Source organism: Bacteroidales bacterium (assembly GCA_012517825.1).
Classification (GTDB): Bacteria; Bacteroidota; Bacteroidia; order Bacteroidales; family JAAYUG01; genus JAAYUG01.
In genome coordinates this window covers 1-25,798 of the sequence record JAAYUG010000005.1, presented here as the reverse complement: position 1 = coordinate 25,798, position 25,798 = coordinate 1, and the positions used below count along the sequence as shown (strand labels likewise).

General features: G+C 45.7%; 23 protein-coding genes, 1 tRNA gene and 1 CRISPR repeat array. Of the genes, 10 read left to right on the top strand and 14 right to left on the bottom strand.

From position 1 onward, the window contains the following. Positions 1–48 precede the first annotated feature (48 nt). From GX419_00225 to GX419_00210, 4 genes are all read right to left on the bottom strand, one after another. Positions 49–137, bottom strand: a tRNA-Ser gene (locus GX419_00225). Between the two features lie 156 nt (positions 138–293). Further along, positions 294–1,274: a flotillin-like protein FloA gene (gene floA / locus GX419_00220; protein NLI23117.1), complete on the bottom strand. Its 981-nt coding sequence runs from the start codon at positions 1,272–1,274 to the stop codon at positions 294–296. Position 1,275: 1 nt separating this feature from the next. After that, entirely contained in the window at positions 1,276–1,749 is a 474-nt protein-coding gene (locus GX419_00215; GenBank protein ID NLI23116.1) for a hypothetical protein, read from the bottom strand. Positions 1,750–1,751: 2 nt separating this feature from the next. Next, a complete protein-coding gene (locus tag GX419_00210; GenBank protein ID NLI23115.1) occupies positions 1,752–2,039 on the bottom strand; it encodes an ATP-dependent Clp protease adaptor ClpS in 288 nt (95 codons plus the stop codon). A 256-nt stretch (positions 2,040–2,295) separates the two neighbouring features. Here GX419_00210 and GX419_00205 point away from each other — a divergent pair, with 256 nt between their 5' ends. Continuing rightward, on the top strand, positions 2,296–3,246 hold the full coding sequence (locus GX419_00205) for a calcium/sodium antiporter (protein NLI23114.1): 951 nt from the start codon (positions 2,296–2,298) through the stop codon (positions 3,244–3,246). Positions 3,247–3,307: 61 nt separating this feature from the next. Here the strand turns inward: GX419_00205 and GX419_00200 are convergent, their stop codons facing one another. From GX419_00200 to GX419_00190, 3 genes are read right to left on the bottom strand one after another with little or no spacing between them, the layout of a single operon-like run. Then, positions 3,308–4,732, bottom strand: coding sequence for a right-handed parallel beta-helix repeat-containing protein (locus GX419_00200; GenBank protein NLI23113.1), 1,425 nt, complete (start codon positions 4,730–4,732; stop codon positions 3,308–3,310). Positions 4,733–4,760: 28 nt separating this feature from the next. Beyond that, positions 4,761–5,306 (bottom strand): DJ-1/PfpI family protein, encoded by a 546-nt coding sequence (locus tag GX419_00195; protein ID NLI23112.1) that lies wholly within the window; start codon positions 5,304–5,306, stop codon positions 4,761–4,763. 46 nt (positions 5,307–5,352) lie between these two features. Next, entirely contained in the window at positions 5,353–6,489 is a 1,137-nt protein-coding gene (locus GX419_00190; protein NLI23111.1) for a glycosyl hydrolase family 26, read from the bottom strand. Between the two features lie 185 nt (positions 6,490–6,674). Between GX419_00190 and GX419_00185 the strand changes: the two genes are divergently transcribed. Beyond that, positions 6,675–7,292: a YceI family protein gene (locus GX419_00185; GenBank protein NLI23110.1), complete on the top strand. Its 618-nt coding sequence runs from the start codon at positions 6,675–6,677 to the stop codon at positions 7,290–7,292. Between the two features lie 119 nt (positions 7,293–7,411). On the opposite strand, the gene GX419_00180 is transcribed toward GX419_00185, so the two are convergent. After that, positions 7,412–8,506, bottom strand: a complete 1,095-nt coding sequence (locus GX419_00180) for a DUF5009 domain-containing protein (GenBank protein NLI23109.1) — start codon at positions 8,504–8,506, stop codon at positions 7,412–7,414. Positions 8,507–8,947: 441 nt separating this feature from the next. Here GX419_00180 and GX419_00175 point away from each other — a divergent pair, with 441 nt between their 5' ends. Further along, a complete protein-coding gene (locus GX419_00175) occupies positions 8,948–12,085 on the top strand; it encodes a tolB protein precursor (protein NLI23108.1) in 3,138 nt (1,045 codons plus the stop codon). A 120-nt stretch (positions 12,086–12,205) separates the two neighbouring features. On the opposite strand, the gene GX419_00170 is transcribed toward GX419_00175, so the two are convergent. The 3 genes from GX419_00170 to GX419_00160 are packed head-to-tail and all read right to left on the bottom strand — an operon-like array spanning position 12,206 to position 15,735. Next, on the bottom strand, positions 12,206–13,273 hold the full coding sequence (locus GX419_00170; protein ID NLI23107.1) for a Gfo/Idh/MocA family oxidoreductase: 1,068 nt from the start codon (positions 13,271–13,273) through the stop codon (positions 12,206–12,208). Positions 13,274–13,285: 12 nt separating this feature from the next. Next, on the bottom strand, positions 13,286–14,305 hold the full coding sequence (locus tag GX419_00165; protein NLI23106.1) for a zinc-binding alcohol dehydrogenase: 1,020 nt from the start codon (positions 14,303–14,305) through the stop codon (positions 13,286–13,288). 5 nt (positions 14,306–14,310) lie between these two features. Next, on the bottom strand, positions 14,311–15,735 hold the full coding sequence (locus tag GX419_00160) for an MFS transporter (protein ID NLI23105.1): 1,425 nt from the start codon (positions 15,733–15,735) through the stop codon (positions 14,311–14,313). 256 nt (positions 15,736–15,991) lie between these two features. On the opposite strand from GX419_00160, the gene GX419_00155 reads away from it, so the two are divergent. The 4 genes from GX419_00155 to GX419_00140 all read left to right on the top strand — a co-directional run bounded on the left by GX419_00155 (position 15,992) and on the right by GX419_00140 (position 20,988). Then, the gene (locus tag GX419_00155; protein NLI23104.1) at positions 15,992–17,941 is read left to right on the top strand and encodes a glycoside hydrolase family 127 protein; all 1,950 of its coding nucleotides are present in this window, start codon (positions 15,992–15,994) and stop codon (positions 17,939–17,941) included. Positions 17,942–18,077: 136 nt separating this feature from the next. After that, entirely contained in the window at positions 18,078–18,977 is a 900-nt protein-coding gene (locus tag GX419_00150; protein NLI23103.1) for a creatininase family protein, read from the top strand. A 71-nt stretch (positions 18,978–19,048) separates the two neighbouring features. Then, positions 19,049–20,167: a DUF5009 domain-containing protein gene (locus GX419_00145; protein ID NLI23102.1), complete on the top strand. Its 1,119-nt coding sequence runs from the start codon at positions 19,049–19,051 to the stop codon at positions 20,165–20,167. Between the two features lie 14 nt (positions 20,168–20,181). Then, positions 20,182–20,988, top strand: coding sequence for a hypothetical protein (locus tag GX419_00140; GenBank protein NLI23101.1), 807 nt, complete (start codon positions 20,182–20,184; stop codon positions 20,986–20,988). A 542-nt stretch (positions 20,989–21,530) separates the two neighbouring features. Here GX419_00140 and GX419_00135 read toward each other — a convergent pair. Next, a complete protein-coding gene (locus GX419_00135; protein ID NLI23100.1) occupies positions 21,531–22,481 on the bottom strand; it encodes an ImmA/IrrE family metallo-endopeptidase in 951 nt (316 codons plus the stop codon). A 216-nt stretch (positions 22,482–22,697) separates the two neighbouring features. Here GX419_00135 and GX419_00130 point away from each other — a divergent pair, with 216 nt between their 5' ends. The 3 genes from GX419_00130 to GX419_00120 are packed head-to-tail and all read left to right on the top strand — an operon-like array spanning position 22,698 to position 23,801. Then, complete coding sequence (locus GX419_00130) at positions 22,698–22,865, top strand: hypothetical protein (GenBank protein NLI23099.1); 168 nt, start codon at positions 22,698–22,700, stop codon at positions 22,863–22,865. Between the two features lie 12 nt (positions 22,866–22,877). Continuing rightward, positions 22,878–23,201, top strand: coding sequence for a hypothetical protein (locus tag GX419_00125; protein ID NLI23098.1), 324 nt, complete (start codon positions 22,878–22,880; stop codon positions 23,199–23,201). 15 nt (positions 23,202–23,216) lie between these two features. Then, positions 23,217–23,801, top strand: a complete 585-nt coding sequence (locus GX419_00120; GenBank protein NLI23097.1) for a hypothetical protein — start codon at positions 23,217–23,219, stop codon at positions 23,799–23,801. 38 nt (positions 23,802–23,839) lie between these two features. Here GX419_00120 and GX419_00115 read toward each other — a convergent pair whose 3' ends face one another. Both GX419_00115 and GX419_00110 read right to left on the bottom strand, forming a co-directional pair. Next, a complete protein-coding gene (locus GX419_00115; GenBank protein NLI23096.1) occupies positions 23,840–24,112 on the bottom strand; it encodes a hypothetical protein in 273 nt (90 codons plus the stop codon). A gap of 223 nt (positions 24,113–24,335) precedes the next feature. Further along, a complete protein-coding gene (locus tag GX419_00110; protein NLI23095.1) occupies positions 24,336–24,920 on the bottom strand; it encodes a hypothetical protein in 585 nt (194 codons plus the stop codon). A gap of 476 nt (positions 24,921–25,396) precedes the next feature. Continuing rightward, positions 25,397–25,767: a CRISPR direct-repeat array (repeat unit 33 nt; unit sequence GTTTCAATCCACGCGTCCCGTGCGGGACGCGAC). Positions 25,768–25,798: the final 31 nt, after the last annotated feature.

Below are 25,798 nucleotides of genomic sequence, written 5' to 3'. Positions count from 1 at the left end.
CTTGCTCCCAAAGCAAGTACGCTAGCCAACTGCGCTACACCCCGTTTGCGGAGAGGGGGGGATTCGAACCCCCGGTTCCGCGGTTGCGGAACGACGGTTTAGCAAACCGTTGGTTTCAGCCACTCACCCACCTCTCCGGATGATTGTCTTTCCAAATACCCGGCTTAAGAAATAATACAACCAAAGCCGGAAAATTTTTGGCAGCACAAAAGTAAAAAAACCTGATAAACCTCCAAACAAAAAAAAGAAAATATAGAAAAGGCGGGATTTCCCCGCCTCTGCAATGAATCTCTCTATTCTTTCTTGGGAGGCTGGCCCGGTTTGGCAATTGAATCGCGCATGTTGGTGTCGGCCTCAATATTTTTTATGCGGTAGTAATCCATAATCCCGAGATTTCCGCTGCGGAATGCTTCTGCAATGGCAAGCGGTATCTGTGCTTCCGCTTCGATTACCTTTGCCCTTGCTTCCTGTGCCTTGGCTTTCATTTCCTGTTCATAGGCAACGGCCATAGCCCGGCGTTCCTCCGCTCTGGCCTGGGCAATATTCTTGTCGGCATTAGCCTGGTCCATCTGCAGTACCGCTCCGATATTTTTCCCGATATCAATGTCGGCAATATCGATCGAGAGTATTTCAAAAGCCGTCCCGGCGTCCAGTCCTTTAGCCAGCACCGTTTTGGATATCTTGTCAGGATTTTCAAGAACTTCTTTGTGGCTGAGGGAGGACCCGATAGCTGTAACAATCCCTTCTCCGACGCGTGCCAGCACTGTTTCTTCTCCTGCACCTCCGACCAGCTGTTTGATGTTGGCCCTTACAGTTACCCTGGCTTTGGTGATCAGCTGAATCCCGTCCTTGGCAACAGCGGTAACTGGAGGAGTATTGATAACCTTAGGATTTACTGACATCTGCACCGCGTCAAAAACATCTCTTCCTGCAAGGTCAATGGCGGTGGCCATTTTGAACGAAAGATCAATGTTGGCTTTTGATGCACTTACCAGGGCATGTACCACACGTTCAACGTGACCTCCTGCAAGATAGTGCGCCTCCAGTTCATTCCGCTCAAGTTTGATTCCGGCTTTTGTGCTTTCAATAAGGGCCCCGACAATGATACTCGGCGGCACTTTCCTCCATCGCATAAAAATGAGCTGGAAAAGGGAAATATGCACCCCCGAAACAAGAGCACGGAACCAGAGATTCAATGGCACCAGATAAAGAAACAGGATGATCAGTATGATGATACCAATAATCCAGAAGAAAAATGATACAGGAGTTTCCATATTATGAACGGGTTATAGGTTTTACAACAATTTCCTTGTTATGTACTTTAACAATTTCTACTTCGGTGCCGGCATCAACAAATTCGCCCATGGTTTTTACTTCTGTAATAATATCACCAAACATGGCATTCCCCATAGGAGCCAGCCGGGTTACAGCTTTTCCGTGGTCACCCGGTTTCAACCTGTCATCAAACGATTCAGCTGCTTTCCCGTCAACCGTAGTGTTCAGCATGACCTTTCTCCAGGTCTTTGACCGCAGTGCAAAAAAGGTTGCTGCAAGAATAAGAAGAAAAGTTACAACCAACACGATATTCCCGGTTGTGCTCCCATAGCTTTTGTAGGTAGAATAGATACTGGTGCCGATCAGCACAAGGCCTCCTATTCCGGCTATGGTGATTCCGGGTATTACAAGAAATTCGATAAGAAGCAGTACAATACCGAGAACAATGAGCAGGATGATAACGAATAATGACATATTTAATCAATGGTTGCAGTGAGTCCTCTTTCGGTTAGTCCTTCCCTCATGGGTGAAAGGGTATCGCGGGTGCCTTTCCTTACATCGCACTGGCCTTTGTAATGAGCTATCAGGGCACACTGCTCTGCCTGCTCAGGTTCATGCTGGCATACGTCGATCAGGCTCTCTATCACATAATCGAACGTATGGATCTCATCATTGTGCAGGATAAGAAACTGCACATTCCCGTCCTCAGTCGAAACAAAATCTTTGTTCAGAGGATCATTCAGATGTTTGTTCTTTTCTGTCATGGCAAACTCCATTCCGCTGAATGACAAATATATGAATTTTTAATCGTTTTCTAAAAAAAGAATCAACGAAATGAAACAAATATCGTTCATCCGATGAAGTCTGAGTATTCTCTTTGGTTAACTTCGGTTAAAAATATTCCGGCAACCCATTTTGAAAAAAAGTCAACCCTGAACGCGGAGCAATAAATTCTGAATGGAATTCCAATTTTTGGAAAATCTGTAATATTGCGAAAATCATATTAATCAATACGAAACTATGTGGCTTTGGATTGTATTGCTGATAGTTGGTTTTGTCTTTATCATCAAAGGGGCTGACTGGCTGATTGATGGTTCAAGTTCGCTGGCAAGAAAATATCACCTTTCGGAACTTACCATTGGCCTTACCATTGTTGCCTTCGGCACTTCAGCCCCGGAACTTGTGGTAAGTCTGTTTGCTTCTGCAGGCGGACATGGACAGGTTCTGCTGGGAAACATCATCGGAAGCAATATCTTTAATCTCCTTCTCATATTGGGTATTTCCGGTCTTATTTCCCCGATCCCCATTCAGGATAAAACCATACGGAATGAAATACCCTACTCGATTTTTGCCGGCATGCTGATACTGGTTCTGGGCAATGATTCCTGGTTTTCAGCAAACGATAACATCCTCAGGTGGTATGATGGTGCCATTTTTCTGGTGTTTTTTCTGTTTTTTCTTCTATACAGCTATCGCAACAGGAAAGGCGATCTGGTACCAGAGGTTCCTGCTGTTGTTTTCGGTTCTGCAAAAACTGTTCTGCTGATTCTGGCGGGATTGATTCTGTTAGTGGTTGGGGGCCGCCTGGTGGTTGAAAATGCGGTAAAAATGGCACAATCTTTCGGAATCAGTGAGAAAATTATTGGCCTTACACTAATAGCCGGAGGGACATCACTGCCTGAGCTGGCGGCATCAGCAGTTGCCGCATGGAAAAAACGAAGCGGCCTGGCCATTGGTAATGTTATCGGTTCGAATATTTTCAATATTCTTTTTATTCTCGGAACCTCCGTGACATTAACTTCAGTCCCTTATCCGCCGTCCTTCAATATGGATGTTATATTGTACCTGATTGTTTCTCTGGTGCTTCTTGCCAGCATGCACACGGGCGTTCAGAAACAGTTCGACCGGTGGGAAGCCGCAATTTTTCTTCTGCTTTACTGCGGCTACATCGTCTTTCTTTTTTTCAGATAAACCGAAGTACCATGAATTAACATGTTAATTCATGGTACCTGGGATAAACCAGCAATAAAAGTCAGAAAGCAGGAGGGAACGATTCCTTCCACCAGAAACCATGTTGTATTATCTGAGGAAAAGCTCCTGCCTCAGTCTTTTTGCCGGAGTCAGGCCGGATTTTCTGTATAGTGAAGTTGCCCTGATCAGCTGAGGCAAATGTAATCCTGGCCTGCAGAGGGTCTTCCCCTTTATACCGAAACACTGAATCTTCGGGCCAATGCAGGTAGATGGGGAAATTCAATCCCTTCACTCTGTCATCGATCAGGTTTTTTTCTATGTGTATTTTTTTTCTTATGAGTGTGTCTTTGTTGTTGAGCAATGACGATAATCCGATCTGAAAAGGCCAGTTGTCAGAAAAAACATTGTTGGCAATACGAATATTATACAGATTTTCTGAATAAAGATAACATCCTCCGGCCGTAAGCCAGAAGTTTTTTGTTCCGTCACCATATCCGCAATGTACAACTGTATTGTATTCAACAACAATGTTGGTGCGGAGGTTATCCTTTCCCCAGCGGCTGAAGAATATTCCGCATCCTATGTTATTATAGAACAGGTTGTGATGAAGGTAAATACGGTCTGCCACGGGTCCTCCTTCGGCTGATACGGCAAAGCCTGTCACGCAGTCATGAACCACATTTTCATACAGTTCAATATCTTCAAGTTTTCCGAACCAGGAATCCACATAAAGTCCCTGACGGGCAACATGATGAATATAGTTATGATGAACTTTCCCGTGCGACGCTGTTTCTTTAACATCAATTCCTTCCTTGTCGCAGTGATGAATATGATTCCATGCAACTTCAAAATGGGAAGCACACATGCTGATGGCTTCGTGAGGTGCTTCTCTTCTGGTTGGGTACCGGGTTGTATCGCGGTTCATTTTATGTGAATTGGCGCCTGTGACAGTACAGCCCAACACCCTGATGTATTCACAGCCCGGCCACGCACAGATGCCCGGAGCAAAGGTCAGGTTCGTGGTAACGTTGATGATATCGATATGGGAGCTGTTCCAGAGACCGATTCCGGCCAGAGGAGAATGTTCTACCGTCAGATTTCTGATGACCAGCCATCGGACTCCGGTTAACTGAACGGCTCCCTGATGATACAGTCCGGGCCTCTGTCTTCTTTCCACATCAGGCAATTTCATTGCTGAAGCATCCAGGATGGCCAGCTCGCCAGGGAAACCGCTGTAAACTATTGGTGTTCCATCGCACCCGGATGGATGATCTGCAAACTGTTCTGTAAGCAGGTACCTTCCTGCGCGGAAAAACAACGTGTCTCCGGCCTTTAGTTTCCTTGCCGCCAGAGCGGGAGACTTCATCGGGCTGGTCAGGGTTCCGTTTGCCGAATCATTCCCGACAGGGCTCACATAAATCGCAGCGGCACGGAGATAAAACACAGAAAGTGCCGGCAATGTCAAAAGAAGCAAGAATTTTTTCATGGTTGGTTGGTTTATCGTATCTAAGATATTAAGCCATCATCCTGTGCTTTATTTCTTCTGCCTTTTCTTTTCCCAGAAGTTTCTCAACCAGCAGAAGTGAAAACTGAAGTGCCACTCCGGCCCCCTTTCCTGTGAGTACAAAACCATCTGATTCGACAGGATTGCCCGTGCAAACTGCTCCTTCCAGTTCCTTTTCCGTTCCCGGAAAGCAGGTAACCTTTTTTCCTTTGAGAAGTCCCAGATGGCCTGGTACCAGTGGTGCCGCACAGATAGCGGCAATCCACCTGCTCTCTTCTGCAAAACGGTGCAATGCGCCTTTCAGCCCTTCATGCCGGTCAAGATTCCCGGCACCGGGTTGCCCTCCCGGCAAAACAAGCATGTCAGCTTCCTCCGGGGATATTTCTTCCCATAATGCATCTGCAATTATTCGCACTCCGCGCGTGCTCGTAACTTCTTTTTTTCCTGTTACCGAAACCATCTGAACTTCACACCCGGCTCTGCGCAGAACATCCACCGGTGTAATGGCTTCCACTTCTTCAAATCCGTCAGCAAAAACTACAATAACGCGTTTCATGGCTGTTTATTTGAGGTTAACAAAATCTTAAGTGAAGAGCTGCAATTTAAAATTCCTTTTCCGGTTTGGCTAAATGCAGCCCGTCTTCTTTTATAACCAGTTCATCCAGTGTCAGCACCCTGGAAGAATTGTACAACGCCTTGACCTTTTCGGGCGGGTTCTGGCTGAAGCGGATAAAATAGCCCCAGACCATAAACCATGTCCACCGGGGTTGGACTGATAGAATGCTGTCAACAGGCACATCGCCGGTTTCCCCAATGGCAATGGGTTTGCCCTTTCCCAGCAGAACAAGCTGATTATGATGTTCCTGCCTGTAATCATTCCGGTAAACATCGGCGGCAAGCACGTCTACATACTCATTACCAGGATAGAACAAATAATACGGGTAGGCTTCATCGCCGGGAATGTCTCTGGGAGCATTGGCATTCCATACCCAGAGCAGGTTGTTCAGTTTCTTTTCTCTGGTGAAGTAACGGAACATCATTTTCCACAGCCTGGGAAATCCGTTTTCGCCCTGCTGGTTGCACCACCAGAACCATACTCCGTTCATTTCGTGATATGGCCTCCACAGAACAGGCACGTGAGCATCACGGAGTTTCTGCAGCCATGGAACAATTATTTCAGCCTGTTTTTTCCATGCATTGTTGAGCGCAGTGCCTTCGGTTACGAGCGAATCCCAAAGTTCGGGAGATGGTCTGTTTTCCATGGCCCATACCGAGGATCCATTGCAGGTGTCTCCCAGGGGAGGGAAACAATGGTGCCACATCAGAGTAATGATATGCCCCTTCTTCCAGAGTTCAATGGCTTTCTGCACCATCCTTTCCCTCAGGGTATCAGGATGAATGCCATGGAACCGGAATGTGTCGGCATAATCCATCAGATTGGCCGGACCACAATGCTGAAATTTCCTGGCATCTTCGCCTGATACATTGAAACTGAAATCACATCCCCAGACGACAGGATACCTGCCAGAGATCTGATGCACAAGTTCGGTGTATTTGACCGGTTCGTACAAGAAATTGTGCTGTCCTGACAAAATATACTTTCCCTGAATCGAATACAAAAAATTCAGCAGTTGCACAGCTTCAGGCGAAGCATCAGGATTTGCAGGCGCGGAAGGGTAATGATTGCTGGTACAGGCAATGTTCGCCAGCAGAAACAGATACAGGAGGTTTTGTTTCATTTTAATATCCTGTGGATTTTTTACGATATGACGGAACCCATATGTTTTTCAATACATTACATTAAAAGGTGATTGCAAAACATGTGGGTTTCATCCGCTCTTTTTCAGTTTCAAATATAGAAAACAACCGATAAATGAACTAAACAAACGGAGATCTTAAGTGTTACTAAGAAAACTTTACGACTATGAAAAAAATGTTTTTGTTATCATTTCTGGCCGGAGCAATGGTTCTTTATTCCTGCAAGCCGGCAGCTAAGAATGAATCGGGCCCTGCCGGTGCGGCTGAAGATGGCTCCTATACTGTTTTAACGGACAGTTCAACCATCTTCTGGAAAGGATCGATGCTGAATATTTATGATCATTACGGATTGATCAAACTCACAGGCGGCACTTTTGCTGTTTCAGGCAATGCAATTGTCTCCGGACAGTTTGAAGTGGATATGAAATCCATCAGCCCTACCGACAAGAACTATTCGGAAAAAACCCCGAAAGAATACCTGGTGGCGCATTTATCAAGTGCCGATTTTTTTGCCGTTGACTCTTTTCCGGTTGCTACCTTTGTTGTTGAAACAATGAAGAACGATACTCTTTATGGCAGGTTTACCGTTCGTGGTCGTACGGCCGAGGAAGCTGTAACGGGTGTCCGGTTTACCCAGCAGGGCGATACTTTACGGGCCAAAGGTAACCTGGTATTCAACCGTCAGAAATATGGGGTATCGTACAGCACGAAAATGAAAGACAAAGTGCTGAAAGACGAAATTGAGCTGAATATCAACTTAGTTGCTTCAAAAAATCCAAACTGATTTCATTGATAGCCCAATAATAATTTTTTGAAGACTATGATTACGGAATGGTGCGTCAGAACTGCCCGATAAAAATCAGGGGAAAGGATCTTCCCGATGGGGTACAGTTCAATCCGTATTTAAATTTTCAAAAAGATTTTTTGCTTGTATAGGTAGTACAATATGCCGTAAAGTATGGCAAAATGAACTGCCCAGCGGATGATTTCCTGCCATGCCCCTGTATATTTGGCGAGGCCTCCGACGAAAACATCTCCTATCACTCTGAAATCAATCAGGTGACCGAGCATATAGGCCACAATGGCATTGGAACCAATCACTACAAAGGGGAAAGCCCATCCTTTCCAGTTAAAAACGTCAATCAACAGGTAGAACAGGGCCAGGAGAAGGTAACAGAGGCCGCCGGAGAACAAAACAAAGGAACTGGTCCAGATATGTTTCACAATGGGATGATTCAGATCCCAGATCAAACCTGTTGCAATCAGGGCAATACCCAGCAGAAAGAGCTGTCCTGTCCTGGCGATGCCCGATCCGGAACCTTTGATGATGTATCCGGCAAAGACGCCCAACATGGTTGTGGCACCAAAATTCAGACTGCTTAAAATCCAGGAGTAGGTTGTACCGTCCTGATGGCTTCCCAGAAGGGCTTTGTCAATGTAAATGGCCAGATTGGTTTCAGGGGTGTAATTGCCGGCTCCCGCACCCGGAATGGGGATGAGTGCCATGCAGAGCCAGTAAACGAGCATAAGCCCGGCTGTTGCATATAACTGAATTTGCTTCGATGTTTCCAGAAGAAGAATGGAGGAAATCAGATACCCGGCAGCTATTGCCTGCAATGTGTTGCTGTAAAATTTCAGTTCGTGCCAGGAATAGGACAATAGGTTACCCTGAACCATCATTCCGAAGATCCATAGTATGATAACCCTGCGGATTACATGAAGATATATTTTCCTTTTCGGTTCCCCTTTTTCTTTCCTCCGTAAGACGGAAAAAGGCATGGCCACTCCGACAATGAACAAAAAGAGCGGCATAATGATGTCGTAAAAGTGAAAACCTGTCCATTCAACATGATCCATCTGGGTTGCCAGAAAACGGCTGATATTACTGTCCCATGCTTTTGGAAGATCAGATATAAGGGATCCAATTCCCATTATCCATACCATGTCAAATCCCCGGAGGGCATCAACAGAAACAACTCGTTTCGTATCGGCAGTCATAGGCTTAATTTTTTCCGAAAGTTATATTTTATCGGGGAAGACGCAATAAAAGAGACCTGTTTTTTTCAGGATCATGCTTCATGAGTGAATCTGTGAAAACAAAAATCTTTCAGTTCATGCAAAGAAGATGGGAGATCTTTGGAAATTTCCTATTTCCAATTTCCTATTTCCTGTATGAGATCACGTTATGAAAGCGAGAGCACAATAATTGGAAATCGGAAATCGGAAATCGGAAATTCATTAATCGGAAATCGGAAATCGGAAATTCATTAATCGGAAATCTACTAATGTTCGTAAAGAATATCCATCCAGACTCATTTTCCCTGGTTGAGCTGGTTAAAAAACGTTAATACAAGTTGTTTTTGTTGGTTTTTGTCCTGCCTCTGGTATGTTTTTTGTTCTGCTCAGATTGGTTTAGTTTTGCACTGAAATCAGTTGTTTATGAACCATACTGTACGGTATTGTTTGCGGAAATATCTGGGGGTATTTCTGGCAATGATTTTGTTTTCTTTGACCGCCAGCGGGCAGTATTTTGGACGAAACAAGCCCGATTACAAAAACTTTCGTTTCAGAGTGTACCGGACACCGCATTTTGAATTCTATCATTACATGAAGAATGACTCGCTGGTAAAGCAGGTGGGAGCTTTGGCCGAAGACTGGTACAACCACCATCTTACATTGTTCAAAGACACTTTTACAACCCGCAATCCCATTATTTTGTATTCAAATCAGGCTGATTTTCAGCAGACAACAGCTATTTCAGGAGAAATTGGAATGGGAACCGGCGGTGTTACCGAAGGCCTTAAGAACCGGATTGTAATGCCCTTCAATGAATCCATGGGCCAGACCAGCCATATCATCGGACATGAAATGGTCCATGCCTTTCAGTATAACCTTCTTCTGCACAGTGAAGACAGCCGTATGCGCAATCTGCGAAACATTCCCCTGTGGCTGATTGAAGGGATGGCCGAATATTTCAGTATCGGGAGTGAAGATCCCAATACAGCCATGTGGATGCGTGATGCAGTGCAGCAAAACGACTTTCCAAGCCTTGACGACCTTACCCGTTCCAATAAATACTTTCCTTACCGCTATGGCCAGGCTTTTCTGGCTTTTGTTGGCAAGGTCTGGGGTGATTCGGTTATCGTTCCCCTGCTGGATTATACCTCCAAATTCGGACTGGAAATTGCCTGCGACAGCATCTTAAAACAGAATGCCGTTACGGTGGGGAACATGTGGAAAAGCGCCACCTATGTTCACTACAAACGTTTTCTCACCGACAGCATTGAACCTCCCGTAGGAACAAAACTGCTTTCGGAAGTGAACGCAGGACGGAATAACCTGGCGCCCATGCTCAGTCCTGACGGAAAGTATGTTGCCTTTGTTTCCGAGAAGGATGTTTTTACCTACGATCTCTATCTTGCTGACGCCGCCACGGGAACAAGTGTCAGGAAACTTTTCAGCACCGTCAACAGCGGAAACATCGACCAGATTCACTTTATCGAATCTTCGGGCACCTGGTCGCCCGACAGCCGGCAGTTTGCCTTTGTCATTTTCAAAGAGGGATATAACCGTCTGTTAATTCTCGATGTGCCTTCCGGGAAAAAACGGGGTGAGCTGATTATTCCGGGGCTTGAATCATTTTCCAATCCTGCCTGGTCACCCAACGGAGAAGAAATTGTGGTTACCGGGCTGAAGGAAGGTAAGTCCGATCTCTGGGTTTATAACCTTCGTCATAAACGGGCTGAGCAAATTACCAATGATGCCTGGGCCAATATGCAGCCTGCCTGGTCGCCCGATGGCCGAAAGATTGCCTTTACAACCGATATGCCAGGGGAAGGACAACCCCAGTATCATTTCCGCTCAGTTTACAACATAGCCTTTTACGACCGGGAAACCAGAGAGATTACCACCCTGAATATTTTCCCGGCAGCGAACAATATGAATCCTGTTTTTTCGGCCGACGGAAAATCGCTCTATTTCCTTTCTGACCGTGACGGAATGAGAAACCTCTACCGCTATGATTTCGAAACAGCAAAGGTTTTCCGTTTGACCAATTTCTATACCGGCATTTCCGGTATTACCATGTTTTCACCGGCCCTCAGCGTTTCACCTGCCACCGGAGTTGTTGCTTATACCTATTATCAGAAAGGAGATTATACCGTATTCTCTGCCAGGCCGGAACAATTCAGGGCCGTGGAGATGCACCCTGATCAAGTGGATAAAACCGCAGGAACTTTGCCTCCTGCCCAGCGTTTCGGGGTAAACATCGTTGATCGTGACCTCAGCAGGGAAAAATTTGTTTCTGAAATTCCTGCCGATAAATTCAAATATGTTCCATTCCGCAGGAAATTTAAACTCGACTATATCGGCAATTCAGGAGGGGTGGGTGTAGCAACCAGCCGCTATGGAACCGGAGTGGCCGGAAGTGTTGAAACTCTTTTCAGTGATATTACGGGCGAAAATCAGATGTATGCCGCCCTCGGCCTGAACGGAGAAATTTATGACTTCGGAGGACAGTTTGCCTATATCAATCAGGAACGACGAATCAACTGGGGTGGTTCTGTGTCCCATATCCCTTACCGCTTTGGTAGCATGGGTGCAGCATTCGATACCGCACGATTTGTCCAGCAGGAAGACACCGTTCTTTTCCCGCTCATAAAGTACTCACTCTATTATTACAGACTCTTCGAAGATAAAATCTCCCTGTTCGGCTATTATCCCTTTTCCCAGACCCGTCGCATCGAAGCAGGGGCTTCGGTTGCGTGGTACTATTACCGCCTTGACATCTATAATACATACTATACCGAATACATGGGGTATCCCATGCAATATTTCGGAGAAAGTATTCAGCGCAACCAGCCGGTACCAAAAGGTTTCAATATTCAGGAGGTTGACCTGGCCTATGTAGGCGACAATTCCTATTTCGGGATGACTTCCCCGCTTCGCGGTTACCGGATGCGGGTCGGAGGAGAAAAGTATTTCGGCTCCTATAACTTTTACACAGGGCTTTTCGACTTCCGGAAATATTTCTTCATTAAACCTGTCAATTTCAGTTTCCGTTTATACCATTACGGCCGCTACGGCAAGGATGCCGAAAATATGCTTTACTCATCCCTGTATCTCGGATATCCTTGGTATATCAGGGGGTACGACAATGCCGTTTTTACGAATTATGTGCCGGGAACAAATTCCATGGGGATAGAGAACCTGCTCGGATCGCGCATGGCGCTTTTCAATTTTGAATTCCGTGTGCCGACTACCGGTATTGAACAACTGGCTCTTATTAAGTCCAAATTCCTCTATACCGAAGCCGCTCTGTTCTTTGATGCCGGAGTAGCATGGAACAGCGGTGCCCGCCTGCGCTTTTCCGATGGCCCTGTACTGGAAGATACCCGTGTTGACTACTTTACAGGTATTGCTGAACCATTTACCCGCAAACTGGTTACCAGTGCCGGAATATCATTGCGTATCAACCTCTTCGGATACCTTGTTCTTGAACCATATTACGCCATTCCGTTCCAGCGCAACGACCTGAAATTCGGCACTTTTGGCCTGAATTTCCTGCCGGGATGGTAATACGGGTTTAACCATCGAACGCTCCCGGATCATTTTTGGCAACGTGAGGATACCGGTTGGTGACCAGTACAAAGAACAGTTTGAGGGATTTTTACACCGTAACTTCCTCTGATACTTGTTTCAGGGGAGTTTTACCCCTGCTGCTTCGTATACTTTGAAAATGATTTCCAGGTGCTTTGCCGCCCGTTCAATGGGCATCAGGGGATCTTCCTTTCCGTCAAGAAGCCCGATAAAGTGTTCGGCCAGGGCATAATCGTCATCAATGTGGGAACTCATGTCAACTTCCGTATCAACCCGGCGGGCATTTCCCGTTCCGTCGTTTTCTGAGTCAAAGAAGGTTATCAAAGGAGAATCCCAGCTGCAAAAAGCAAATTTGAGTCCGCCCTTTGTTCCGTAAATCCGGGTTTCATGGGGTGCTTCCACGTTGGCATGGGCGGCTCTTTCCCAGTAATACCGGAGGCCATTATCAAATTCCAGCAGAGCCATTCCATGTTCCTCTACATTGTATACCGGAGTTCCGGGATCTTTTTTGTCCAGACCGGAAGTTACAAAGGCATGATGCACTTTCTTCAGTTCCGGCTCATCATTAAGCAAACCCAGATGAAAGGAGAGGTCGTATACTCCCCAGTCAATCATTGGCCCTCCTCCGGCCAGTTCCTTGTTGAGAAACCACTTGGCAGCAGGATGGTATTCAATGCCCGGACGCCCATTCCTGAATACCCCGTTGTGATGGATGAAATAGACTTCACCCAGTTGTCCTGAGCGTATGTATTCCTTTACAAACCTGAACTTAGGCTGTAGCCGGGCATGGCGGCAGGAACAGTCAAGTACCTTCAGGTGAGGAAAACGGTGCCGTGCTTCCAGCATTTCATGAAGCTGTTTCCGGTTGATGGCAGCCGGCTTTTCAAGCAGGACATGTTTCCCGGCCCTTAATGCATCAATAAACATATCACGGTGCAGGTAGGGGGGCGATGTTATTACTACCGCTTCCAATTCCGGATCAGCAAGCAATTCACGATAATCGTCCGTGCCGCGCGGAATTCCATAGCGGGAGGCAAACCCGTTGAGGCGCGATTTGTCCTTTCGGGCTACCCATGTGATCTCTGCCCTTCCGGTCTTCTGAAATGCCTGAATGTGCTTTTCGGCAATCATGCCGGCTCCGATAATTCCAATAGTGTATTTTCTCATAGTTAATGCGTTTTAGAGTTGAGACCAGTCAAAAACCACTCCGACAAATTCATCTTTCCTGTTTCTGAGGCCTTCGTAAGCCATGGCGGCAAGGGAGGGAGACAGCCGATGGGTATAAATTGGCTCAATGTTGAGCTTTTCTTCCTTCATAAGGTTCATAATGATCTGTGCATTCCGTTCGATGCTGTGCTTGACAAAGGGAATAGGTTGCGTAGGAAAGGTAAATTCCAGTGCACCTTTCAGGGTATGGTTCCATGGCAGAAGGTGGAAGTGACGGAGGGTTTCTGTAAGATTGGTCTGGTAAGGATTTCGGGGTGAACCAAGGAGGATAATTTCACCGTTCAGTGCCACGGCATCGAGCATTGATTCCAAAGCGGATGAGTTTCCCGATGCTTCGATGAGCGTACTGACACCTTCCCCGCCGGTAATCCTTCGGATTTCATCAGCAGGATGAGTTGCCGCGGGGTCGATCACTGCATCAATTCCGCACTGCAGGGCAAGATTACGCCGGAACTCTTCCGGGTCAGTGCCAAATACCATGGCTCCCTGAAGACGCGCAAGCTGGCCGGCCAGAATTCCGATGGCACCAAGACCGGTTACGGCTACTTTGTCGCCCAGTTCGATTCCCGATACCCTGATGGCCGTCATGGCAATCCCGGCCATATGGGTGAACGCCGCAACATCATGCTCCAGCCCTTCCGGTACTTTAACACATACCCCATGCCAGCGATCGGTGATATCAATTTTAAAATAAGCCGCATGCGGCCCGTAGGTGTAAACAACATCCCCGACAGAAAAAGGTACATTGCTCCCTTTTTCCACAATCTCAGCTACTGCTGTGTAACCCGGCACATTCGGAATGGGGAAAAAACTTTCCAGACCGGCCAGGCAGGCCAGCTCAGTTCCCGCACTAACATGCGAAAACAGGTTCTTCAGAATAACTTCGTTGGGATTATTGATTTTTTCGTCAAAATCAAATTCCGAGAGTTCCGCTTTGTTGATCTCAGGAACCCAGACACGATAGGTTTTCATGGCATTTACATTGTTGTTACGGTTTCATTCTGCCGGCGAAGGCTAAGTTCAGCCTGTATCTGATCCATTTTGGCATTGGTAAGTGGGTATAAAATGCACAGGAATGCTGTGACCAGGGCTATAGCACCCGGAATAAGACTCATCGAATACCGTATGGCCGTGAGTGCAGAACCGGTTTGCTGCATGATTTCCTGATTATAACCGGCTTTACCCAGTACCCAGAGGGTAATGGCGGAGCCCAGGGCTATGCCGGCCTTTTGTCCCATAACAACAGCCGAAAAAACCAGTCCTGTGGCGCGGCGGTTATTCTTCCATTCCGAATAATCAGCAGCATCGGCGTACATGCTCCAAACCAGCGGCATGGTCGGGGCGGCAGCAGCCGACTGGATAAACTGGAAAAACAGTGTCAGCCCGGCATCCGCAGGCCTGCACAAATAAAAGCCCGCTATGGAAGCAGCTACCAGACTGAAACAAACAACCAGGGTATTTCTCTTTCCGAAATGTTTTGCCAGCCAGTTGGAAACAGGAAAGGCCAGAACGAGAATGATGATAATGGAACCAAATACATTAAAAGCCGAAAACAAATCGTAACCTGTATTGAACCCAAAAACCTGAAGGGTTTTAACCGACATGTAGTATTTAAAGAAATAGGCCATGGAAGCCGACCAGGCACCGACATAGATAAGATTCAGGGTTGATACGAAAAACAAGATGATCCAGGGACGGTTGTTGATCAGATCCTTCAGGTCGGTAAGAAGTGGTGTTCTCTGTTTCGGCGGAGGAGCTACCCTTTCTTTTGTGCTGGCAAAGGTGAAGTAAAACGCCGCCAGGCTGATAATGGCAAAAACCAGCATGGTCAGCATAAATCCTTTCTGCGGATTCATGGGCATATCGTTAGCCGGATTGTACCCCCCGCCAAACAGATTGGCCAGTGGCTTTGTCAGCCCCCGTATGAGAAGTCCGCCTGCAAAGGCCATAAGAAACCGGTAACTTTGTAAGCTGGTGCGGTCAATATGATCATTCGTGATCACTCCTCCCAGGGCATTATACGGGGTCATGATCAGGGAGTAGATGATCATCATCAGAATATAGGTAATATACGCATAGATCGTCTTTCCTGTAAGGCTGAAATCGGGCGTAACATACATCAGAACCATCAGGATACTGTAAGGTATGAAAAACCAGAGAATATATGGTCTGAACTTTCCCCAACGGGTATTGGTCCTGTCGGCAATTATCCCCACAATCGGGTCGACAAATGCGTCAAAAAAACGCGGAAGAAATAAAAGATATCCGGCGGTAATGGCTGGAAGCCCGAAAATATCGGTGTAGAAAAATCCAAGGAAGAACATCATCCCCTGCCAGCTGATGGTGCTTCCTATTTCGCCGGCACTATATCCAATCTTTTCTTTTAAAGTCAGTTTACTCATGGTTGTATGTGTTGGTTTTTGGTTCTTTGAATTAAACAGTTCACGGTACACCAAATGCTTGTGGCTGTTATGGTGGCGGAAAAATCAAAATGAATGGAATACAGGAATTCCTCCAGGAAATGAACTTGCGAGGGCTTCATGGTCTGTCGGTTGGTTGTTGGTTCAAATTAAAGAGAATTATTCGAAAAATCCAATAAAATATTAATTTGGCTTTTCCAAATTTCACCTGATTATGAAAAAAGTTCTTGTCTGTTTAATGTCTGTTGTTCTATTGATAATGGCAGGATGCAGAAAACCATCTGCAGGCGACTATCCGATTAAACCTGTTCCCTTTACCCAGGTTCAGGTTACCGACAGCTTCTGGCTCCAGAAAATAGAAACCAACCGGACCGTGACCATCCCGTTTGCTTTCAGGAAAAGCGAGGAAACCGGGCGCATCGCCAACTTTGCCGTAGCCGGAAAGGTTATCCCGGGTAAGTTCTGCTCGAAATATGGTTATGACGATTCTGACGTATACAAGATTATTGAAGGGGCTTCATATTCACTGGCTACGCACCCGGATCCGAAACTGGAGGCATACCTGGATTCGCTGGCCAACCTGATTGCAAAAGCACAGGAACCGGATGGCTATTTATATACCATGCGGACCATCAACCCTGACAGTTCGTGGGCAAAGAACCGCTGGGAGAGAGATCCGCTCGGCAGTCATGAATTGTATAATGTGGGCCACTTTTATGAAGCGGCTGTGGCCCATTATCAGGCCACAGGAAAACGTACCCTGCTCGATGTGGCCATTAAAAATGCCGACCTGCTGGTAAATACCTTCGGGCCTGACAAACTACATATTACTCCCGGGCATCCGGAAACAGAAATCGGCCTGGTTAAACTGTACCGGGCTACCGGCAATAAAAAGTACCTTGAACTGGCCCGGTTTTTTGTCGATCAGAGAGGGAAAAGGGACCCCGATGCCAATCCGAAATACTACAGGGAATATATCCTGACCCATAAGCCCCTGCTCGAGCAGGATGAAGCGGTTGGCCATGCTGTCAGGGCACTCTATCTGTATGCCGGAGCCACCGATATAGCCGCTATAATGAACGATAAAGCCTATCTGGAACATATGGATAAACTCTGGGAAGATGTGGTGTACAGAAAAATCTACATTACCGGCGGGGTAGGAGCATGGCCTGCATGGGAGGCCTTCGGCCCGGCTTATGCTTTGCCCAATGATACCGCGTATGCCGAAACCTGTGCCGCTATAGCCAACGTCCTCTGGAACCAGCGCATGTTTCTTCTGCACGGCGACAGCAAATACATTGATGTGCTGGAACGTTCGCTTTACAACGGGGTCATCTCGGGTTATTCGCTCGACGGAACCAGGTTTTTCTATCCAAATCCGCTCGAATCGGACGGAAAAACTCCTTTCAACATGGGCTCCTGTACCCGCCAGGAATGGTTCGACTGCTCCTGTTGCCCTTCCAACCTGGCACGGTTTATTCCTTCCGTTCCGGGATATATTTATGCCTTCCGCAGAGATACCGTGTATGTCAATCTCTTTATCAGCAGCCGCGCTACCATTATTATGGGCAATAATGCCCTCGTACTGGAGCAGGAAACACGCTATCCATGGGACGGAAAAGTGAAGCTCACCCTTCATCCGGCTCCTGCAATGAAAACCATTCTTGCTGTCCGGATTCCGGGATGGGTTCAGGGAAAGCCACTCCCGGGCGATCTCTATTCCTACCTGAATTCCTTTGACGCTACTCCGCAGGTTGTGGTGAACGGTCAGCCGGTTTCCGCAAACTTCTCAAACGGATATTTGCTTCTCAACTATCCCTGGAAAGATGGGGATGTTGCTGAACTGGAATTCCCCATGGCGGTGCGTAAAGTAATTGCCAATCCGCTGGTGAAGGACGACGAAGGGAAACTGGCCGTCGAACGCGGACCTGTTGTCTATTGTGCTGAAGGAGCTGACAATCCGTTCAGCCTCGATAATATTTCAGTTCCTGAGGATGCTGAATTTGAACCGGTCTGGAAACCGGAACTGCTGAAAGGAGTCGTTATCCTTAAAGGAACGGCACTGACTGCTGATAAAAAAGCCGGAACCAGGGAAGTAACGCTTATTCCTTACTACGCCTGGTCAAACCGGGGCTGCAATCCCATGAAAGTCTGGTTCCGGAGAGCGGAAGGACAGCCTAAAGAATAAAGATGCGAAAAAGAACAATTTAGCTGTCAAACTAAACTGCCAAATTCGTTATGAAACCTACCTTTTTTGTATATACAAACACCTTTAAATGGAGATTTATCAAACACGTGGGTTACAACCTAAAAAATAAAAATTTATGAAAAAAACCGTATTTGTTCTGGTTGCCCTGTTTGCGTCGGCCCATTTGCTCATGGCTCAGACGCAGGCAAAAGCCGATAGTCCTCTTCCGGTTAAATACGAAGAGCTGACTGCTCCTGATTTTGTCAAGGCGGTCGAAAAATCCGGAGGGGTTTGCATCATCCCTCTGGGTATAATGGAAAAACACGGGCCTCATATGCCGCTCGGTACCGACCTTATTGCGGCCCGTAATCTGGCTGTAAATGCTGCCAGAACGGAATATGCCGTTGTTTTCCCGGAATACTATTTCGGCCAGATTAACGAGGCCAGGCACCAACCGGGAACCATTGCCTACAGTCCTGAATTAACCTGGAAGCTGTTGCAGGAAACATGCAATGAGCTGGCGCGCAACGGGTTCTCGAAAATTGTGCTGGTGAACGGGCATGGCGGAAACAATGATTTCCTGCATTATTTCGTCTTTTGCCAGAATGCAGAACCCCATCCGTACCAGCTTTATTTGTATGAGCCGCAGATACCCGATTCTGAAATGGAACAAGCTGAGAAGCTTGTCAAATCAAAGGTAGAAGAAATGCATGCCGGTGAACGGGAAACATCCGAAATGCTTGCCATACGTCCCGACCTGGTGAAACTGGAAGCAGTTAAAACAGAGAGCGGTGATGACCAGGCCCGGATGAATAATCTGCCTGATTTTTTCACAGCCCTCTGGTGGTACGCCCGCTTCCCCAACCATTATGCCGGTGATGCGCAGTATGCCAACGCCCAGCTGGGGAAACTGCTGATCGATATCCAGGTAAAGCACCTGGCGAAGGCTCTGCGGCAGGTGAAAGACGATACAACCCTTAAGAAACTCCAGGAGCAGTATCAGAAAGAATCGGCTAACCCGTTAAAAGTGAAATAATAACAGAGAGAACAAGGAATTACGAATCGACCTCTGGCCAATGAATAACCAAACAATAAATCTTACTTCCTATGACTGAACCAGTGAACAAAACCGGCCGTGTGGCTTCTCTTGATGCCCTTCGTGGCTTCGACATGCTATGGATTATGGGCGGCAACATGATTATTATAGGTCTGGCAACCCTCACCGGATGGCCATTCCTTGAGGCCGCCGCCCGGCAGATGGAACATGTTTCCTGGCACGGATTTGCCTTCTATGATATGATTTTTCCTTTATTTCTGTTTATTGCAGGAGTTTCTTTGCCTTTTTCCATGGCAAAACGAAAGGAGAGGGGCGACACAGGCCTGCAGATCTGGAAACACATGCTTACAAGGCTCGTGCTCCTTATTTTCCTGGGGATGATTTACAACGGACTTCTGCGGCTTAATTTCGGACATATCCGCGTTGCCAGTGTTCTTGGCCGCATCGGTATCGGCTGGTTTTTTGCGGCCGTAATCGTTCTTTATGCCAACCGTACCTGGCGGTGGATATGGTTTGCTGTCATCCTCCTCGGATACTGGACCATTATGGCGCTCATACCTGCACCGGGCTTTAAGGCCGGCGATCTTTCCTGGGAAGGGAACCTGGTGGGGTACATCGACCGCCTTCTTCTGCCCGGCTGGCTGTATGAACAAAATTATTTCGATCCGGAAGGAATTCTCTCCGCCCTGCCGGCTATAGGAACAGCTCTGCTGGGCGCTCTCACCGGCGATTTCCTGCGCGATGAAAAACGGCTTCCAAAACCGGTGCAGAAAGGAATTGCTATTCTGATGGCCGGCATCGTGGCCCTTATTATCGGCCGGCTCTGGCACAATGTGTTTCCTGTTAATAAAAAACTATGGACAAGCTCATTTGTCGTTTATGCCGGAGGGTGGAGCCTTATCCTCCTCGGGATATTTTACCTCATTATTGATGTGTGGGGCAAGAAAAAATGGGCCTTTTTCTTCCAGGTAATCGGCATGAATTCCATCGTAAGCTACCTGATGCAGCCCATGCTCTGTTTATGGTGTGTGCGGAACTTCTTTTTTGAAGGTCTGATAAACCACCTGCCGGAGGCATGGAAAACATTGGCCGACGGGCTTACCTATACCCTGGTTTGCTGGCTGGTGCTATACTTCTTTTATAAGAAAAAGATCTTTGTGAAGATTTAGAAACCCCTTTCAGTATGCGAATTTTCTTTTCCGCAACATCCCTTCTGTTTATTGTCTTATTGGCAGTTTCCTGCGACCATGACAAGGACAATGACCATGACGGCCTGTCGGGTTATCCGATGAAAACGGGAACATTCTGGAGCTATGACCGGTTTATTATAATTGATTATTATGAGTCAGACCAATCGGAGACAATTATCAGAACCGATTCAATACCCTCCGAGGTCTCGGTTACCATTTTGCGCGATACTGTGCTGAACGGACAGGCAGTAAAGTGTTTCGGGGCTTATGATTATCCCGCAACATTCCGTTCAATGGAATATTTTTTTGAAGATGCTGACGGACTGAAATGTTTGGGGTACCAGAATCCCGGTCCTGCTGTTTTTGCCCGAAAAAGTAGTTTCGTTGCCGGAAATCTGTTTTCGTTCAAAGGGCTTTCCGGATTGGTTGGAATTGCGGAGGACGATTCTCCCATCATCCTGGAAGATCCTCCGACGCTGAATATTAAATATCCTCTCAAAAAGGGGGTGCAGTGGACGTATCGTTACCCGCGCGAAGGTATGTCCCTGCAAATTGATAAAAAGGCTGTCGGCGAAGAAGTGCTTGAACGAAACGGGAAGTTATATGGTTGTGTTAAAATTGAATATCTATATCTATACAGCGATCTATACAGTGGCATGCAAATCACCGACTGGATCGCGGAAGAAGGTCTGGTGCAGCGAATTTCCGTCACTGATCGCATAACCTTAGTCGGCCATGAGGGAGAATCATTGGGAACGGTAAGAATCAGGGAGGTCCTTTCGTTAAGATATATGTTGTAGAGTTTCAGGGTTCCATGGTTCCAGAGTTCCAGGGATTTCCCATTTCCCATTAATAAATTTCCGATTTCCCATTTCCCATTTCCGATTAATGTACTCTTGTTTTCATAACGTGATCTCATACAGGAAATAGGAAATTGGAAATAGGAAATTTCCAAAGATTTCCCATTTCCTATGAACGTGTTCTGGTTTTTATAGCGTGATCAAGGACAGGAAATAGGAAATTGGAAATAGGGAATTTTCGGGCATTTTTGAGTTGTGATTTGAGATTTTAGAGTGAAGTAGAGTAAACAATTGCGTAGAACGTTAAGCGGAGAATAAACTGATGAACACCATTTCTTTACGCTTTACGCTCTTTCCCCATAGGGGATGAAGGACAATAGATGTGGTAATGTAAACCAAATCTTTTTCCCCGTAGGGGATTAAGGAACGGTTTATAAAGTTCCAATGTTCCAGAGTTTCAAAGTTCCAGCGTAAATCGCAGAGCGTATAGTGTAAAGCCAGTTGCAAATGGCGATCAGCGAAATAACAAACCAGTTTCTTTTTCAGGAAAATATATCGATCAGATTACGAAAAGGTTCTTTTTCTTTTCTTACTATTTTTCCATTTAACTTAAACAGGTCCTTGCAGAACAACTGAAAAATCATGTCGGCAACCTTGATCATTAATTCACGGCTGATTTCACTAAGAACTTCTGCGCTCAGATTACATTTTGCCAAATATTCAGCCGACTTGGTTCCGATCCCGAAACGCCTGCATATCAGCCAGCTGATCGTTTCGGCTTCAATTTCTTCAGCATCTTTTGATACATAATGGTAAAAAATACTCACATGTTCTTTTCTGGTCTTTTTATTTTGATTTTGTTGATTTTGCTGATCCTGCTGATTCTGTTGTTCTCTCTTTCTGGTAAGCTGCATCCCTCCCAGATGGCCTGCAAACAAGTGGCCCATTTCATGAAGAAGGGTGGCAAAGTTCTCGGCCGGACCGAGATTTTTATTAAGTCCTATTGTAATCTTGCCATTCCCAAATTTTCTTACATTCCCCGCAAGAAAATAATTCGCCGGTACATAAATGACCTCGATACCCCATTGATAAGCCTCTTTTATTACTGCTTCCAGCTGTGCCTCAGTAAAACTTCCTTTAACCGAAAAAGGTCCTCCGTTGGTAACTTCATTCAATAGGTCCTCCGGGCTGACATGGCCTTCGGTATCCATAATGTCGAACACCAGTCCCACCGGCCCGAATGGCACCAGCACTATGTAGGGCTTTGCATCGTCCCTGACTATCCTGTTGAAATTGCTTTGCCAGAAAGTGTGGCTTCCGAAAAGTGTTACCTCAGGATTCTGAAGGTAAACCAGCATTCTGTTAAAATAGGCGTAGTCAGGGAAACGTCCTAAAAATTCAATGAACTTTTTGAATTCTTCCGAATGCATATGCTTACGGCTGCGCTGTAAAAGCTCATCAATGGCCGTGAAGGTTTGTGAAGGACTTTTCATTGTCTGATTCTTTAATTGACTGCTAAATAAATATGCAACGCTGTCAACTTTTGCCGGAACCAACATCGGGAAACGTTATTCGGACTGAGACATAATTGTCAGTTATTCAACTGGTTATTTATAATCATGGTGCAGAAAAATATTTTTTTCCGCTTCTGAACACTGTCAAAGCCTGACAATTTCCGGGATGACCTTTGCCTGAGAAAACATGACAATATGAATGGCAAAAACAAAACCGGCCTACCACCATGGAGAGAAATCTGCATTCCGGTATGGCTTATTCCCAGGCAACCGGAAAGGACGGCTGAAACACATGGCCATTTCCTGTACACATTCCAGGAAGAAAAATCGGTATTGATAGCTCTTATGATGACAAAAAGGTAAAAGGAAAGCACCATGAGCATTCTTTATATAGCATCAAGGCGCCTTGTTATCGGACCACCCGAACAAAGAAAATTTGGTATAAAGGATGTGGTCAACACACTGGTTACGGAGGACGAGCTTCCGGATTATGAGCCGGGATTCAGCAACAGGCATGTACTTGCCCTTTATTATTCGCGCGAAGGAGAATTGTGCATAGGAGAAATGACCGGCATTAAAGACAGGCCCGGTTTGTACAATTTAACTATTACGGTTTTCAGAGATGAGACCCTATGCCGGCTTTTCATTTTACAAAAAGTCCCCGGCTGGAAAGGCCTTATCCGATATATGATGAACTGATCAAGCCAGGGGAATATGACGGCTGTTAAACTACATAATTCTGATCTGATAGGTCATATAATGCATCTCTATAGTTTTCTTACGGTGAAATGGCGGAAGTATAAACCTTTACCTCCGGAAGTGGAGGAAATTATCCGGCAGCTTGGTGGAAGGGCGGCAGACAGGAAATTGCCGGAGTTCCGGTACGAGGTTTTAAAAAATCATAGTCTTTTCAGGGAAGTTGTGGCTGTCTCGGCCAAACTGGGAGTGCCTTTTGCCGCTCCGGTTATCAAAATCCGGAACTTCGATGCAGTAACCCCTTCGGGGGTTGTTGCTTTTGATTCCGATATGCATTTTAACCGGTTCAGGGCTTTTACCCTTACCGCTTCGGTTTATGACGACCTGCTTACCTTTCCGGTTAACGAATACCGCTTTCACTGCATGGAACGTGATAATGAAGTGGTTTTTAAGCCGGGATTATCCGGAAAGAGTGGTCAGGAAGATGCCCGCGAGTTTCACCTCAGGAAAATGGCGATGGAAGACTTTCTGCAGGATGTGTATGGTGTAACTTTTGATGTTCCTGTTATTCGTAAAGCGATGTTTGAAATCAATTTACATTAGTTTTTTCCCATTTATCAGAAAAATATATGTTGGTGCATTTATTGCAATGACATTTTTTTCAGCAAAAGACATTCCTTGAACCACCACCTGTGATTGGGCTCACAATATAGCAAGGCAATCGGCCGCTGTTCAGGAACCCTTTCATGGTAATGCTTTTCGTTCACCCTGATATCATAGCCCATTAGAGCTACCAGACTTTCAGAGTAAATTTCTGTTTCAAAAAGGTATTCAATATCTTTTTCGGTAAACGGCGGCAATTTATTGCTTACCCTTTGCTGGTTAATATTGCCGAGATTTTTCAGTTTGCCCATATCTTTCTTCCAGGAACAGTTAGTAATGTTTAGATGGAACAGTAAAAATTTTCTGCTTTGTATATCTCCGGTGACTAAAATAATCTTACCCATTGTCAATTTCTGTCAGTAACTAATGGTATAAGAGTATTTTGTTTAGATGGTTCGATTTAAACCAGGCAATCTGCAGGCAATAGAATAAGGGATAATTTAATGGAACTGAAGTGCGAAAACGATTGCCCTCCTAATTGGTTAGTTCTTCCTCAGAGTTTTGAATAATAATTTCATTTATTCGCTCCTGTGTAAAACCTTTATTCTGCAGGCTATTTTTACCTAGTATGTCCTTTCTGATTTCCAGAGTGAGGCGGGCTAAAGAGCTATGAAGCAAAGGCATATCACCAACAAAACTATTGTCAACAGATAATTGCTTTATTGTATGCAACATGGATTGATATTCGCGAAGTACCTCTGCTGAGGCAATAACAGCCAATTTGTGGGTAATAAACTGAAGTCGTATAATTTCATTCTCCGAAAAACCTTTTACAAGCGACATCTCTTCAAGCAAGTCGAGTAATTGCTGATAGGTTTGTGTTTTCAGTTCAAAATACCGTATATTTTGTTCTTTCTCCAGCTCAACGGAAGTTTGTTTATTTAATAATAGCGCTGTAATAAAAATTGTGGCAATGGTGCCAAGAAAAATCAGAACTATTTCTTGTGTGAATGGGAAACTGTCAGATACATTATAGGCCAGCCGAATAAAAGCATAACCTGTTGCTACCGTTAAAAAGGTTAAAACGAGGTATAGAAATTTTTTTTTGCCGTTATTCATAGGATTTTATTTATTCGGATGATTGATCGCAATTATTTGATTTCTTTTATTTTACAGAAGTCTGAAGATTTTTGGTGTCCGTAAGAAAACTTTGCAAGTTAAAAAACTTTTTAAATTTCATAGCCATACCTTTTACGTTCATTCCTCATTGATGCTCCGAAAAACTCTGACAGAGCGATCTGCAATTTTATGCCAGGTAAGAAGGCTTATTGTTCTTCTAATCTAACCTTCAGGCACAAGCAACGGGAGGTAATTTTTTTTGCACAAAAGAAGAGAAGCGGAAATATTGGCTTAATAGAACTTCATGATAAGGAAATTGAATTTGTTTGCAGGAATTTTGAAGCAAAATAAACAAAACAAAAGGCCTTCTGTCAGTGACAGGGCAGCTCCAATTGCTTTCGAGGATAACAGAAAACCTTTTGTAATGCAAGTATAATACAAAAAATAATAGAAAGCAATAGCAGAGGTTCGCATTGGTTTCAATCCACGCGTCCATTGCGGGACGCGACCTCAAAAGGCGATCCGGTGCTAAACTGGAAACAAGTTTCAATCCACGCGTCCCGTGCGGGACGCGACCGCAGATGCCTGGCTTGATGCTCAATTCATTGCAGTTTCAATCCACGCGTCCCGTGCGGGACGCGACGGGGTATGCGGGGTTGTATATTTGAATCGTAATTAGTTTCAATCCACGCGTCCCGTGCGGGACGCGACGTTGGCATTCTTAAGAAAATACCTTCATATATGAGTTTCAATCCACGCGTCCCGTGCGGGACGCGACCAGGAAGTAATTGCCGTAATGGCCAATAAGATCAAGGTTTCAATCCACGCGTCCCGTGCGGGACGCGACTAAAGCGTACAGATGAGGGTGCTGGAGTATT

Excerpts from the sequence above, each read along its gene's own strand:
- floA (NLI23117.1), bottom strand. The coding sequence starts at position 1,274 with ATGGAAACTCCTGTATCATTTTTCTTCTGGATTATTGGTATCATCATA.
- GX419_00215 (NLI23116.1), bottom strand. The coding sequence starts at position 1,749 with ATGTCATTATTCGTTATCATCCTGCTCATTGTTCTCGGTATTGTACTG.
- GX419_00210 (NLI23115.1), bottom strand. The coding sequence starts at position 2,039 with ATGACAGAAAAGAACAAACATCTGAATGATCCTCTGAACAAAGATTTT.
- GX419_00205 (NLI23114.1), top strand. The coding sequence starts at position 2,296 with ATGTGGCTTTGGATTGTATTGCTGATAGTTGGTTTTGTCTTTATCATC.
- GX419_00200 (NLI23113.1), bottom strand. The coding sequence starts at position 4,732 with ATGAAAAAATTCTTGCTTCTTTTGACATTGCCGGCACTTTCTGTGTTT.
- GX419_00195 (NLI23112.1), bottom strand. The coding sequence starts at position 5,306 with ATGAAACGCGTTATTGTAGTTTTTGCTGACGGATTTGAAGAAGTGGAA.
- GX419_00190 (NLI23111.1), bottom strand. The coding sequence starts at position 6,489 with ATGAAACAAAACCTCCTGTATCTGTTTCTGCTGGCGAACATTGCCTGT.
- GX419_00185 (NLI23110.1), top strand. The coding sequence starts at position 6,675 with ATGAAAAAAATGTTTTTGTTATCATTTCTGGCCGGAGCAATGGTTCTT.
- GX419_00180 (NLI23109.1), bottom strand. The coding sequence starts at position 8,506 with ATGACTGCCGATACGAAACGAGTTGTTTCTGTTGATGCCCTCCGGGGA.
- GX419_00175 (NLI23108.1), top strand. The coding sequence starts at position 8,948 with ATGAACCATACTGTACGGTATTGTTTGCGGAAATATCTGGGGGTATTT.
- GX419_00170 (NLI23107.1), bottom strand. The coding sequence starts at position 13,273 with ATGAGAAAATACACTATTGGAATTATCGGAGCCGGCATGATTGCCGAA.
- GX419_00165 (NLI23106.1), bottom strand. The coding sequence starts at position 14,305 with ATGAAAACCTATCGTGTCTGGGTTCCTGAGATCAACAAAGCGGAACTC.
- GX419_00160 (NLI23105.1), bottom strand. The coding sequence starts at position 15,735 with ATGAGTAAACTGACTTTAAAAGAAAAGATTGGATATAGTGCCGGCGAA.
- GX419_00155 (NLI23104.1), top strand. The coding sequence starts at position 15,992 with ATGTCTGTTGTTCTATTGATAATGGCAGGATGCAGAAAACCATCTGCA.
- GX419_00150 (NLI23103.1), top strand. The coding sequence starts at position 18,078 with ATGAAAAAAACCGTATTTGTTCTGGTTGCCCTGTTTGCGTCGGCCCAT.
- GX419_00145 (NLI23102.1), top strand. The coding sequence starts at position 19,049 with ATGACTGAACCAGTGAACAAAACCGGCCGTGTGGCTTCTCTTGATGCC.
- GX419_00140 (NLI23101.1), top strand. The coding sequence starts at position 20,182 with ATGCGAATTTTCTTTTCCGCAACATCCCTTCTGTTTATTGTCTTATTG.
- GX419_00135 (NLI23100.1), bottom strand. The coding sequence starts at position 22,481 with ATGAAAAGTCCTTCACAAACCTTCACGGCCATTGATGAGCTTTTACAG.
- GX419_00130 (NLI23099.1), top strand. The coding sequence starts at position 22,698 with ATGAATGGCAAAAACAAAACCGGCCTACCACCATGGAGAGAAATCTGC.
- GX419_00125 (NLI23098.1), top strand. The coding sequence starts at position 22,878 with ATGAGCATTCTTTATATAGCATCAAGGCGCCTTGTTATCGGACCACCC.
- GX419_00120 (NLI23097.1), top strand. The coding sequence starts at position 23,217 with ATGACGGCTGTTAAACTACATAATTCTGATCTGATAGGTCATATAATG.
- GX419_00115 (NLI23096.1), bottom strand. The coding sequence starts at position 24,112 with ATGGGCAAACTGAAAAATCTCGGCAATATTAACCAGCAAAGGGTAAGC.
- GX419_00110 (NLI23095.1), bottom strand. The coding sequence starts at position 24,920 with ATGAATAACGGCAAAAAAAAATTTCTATACCTCGTTTTAACCTTTTTA.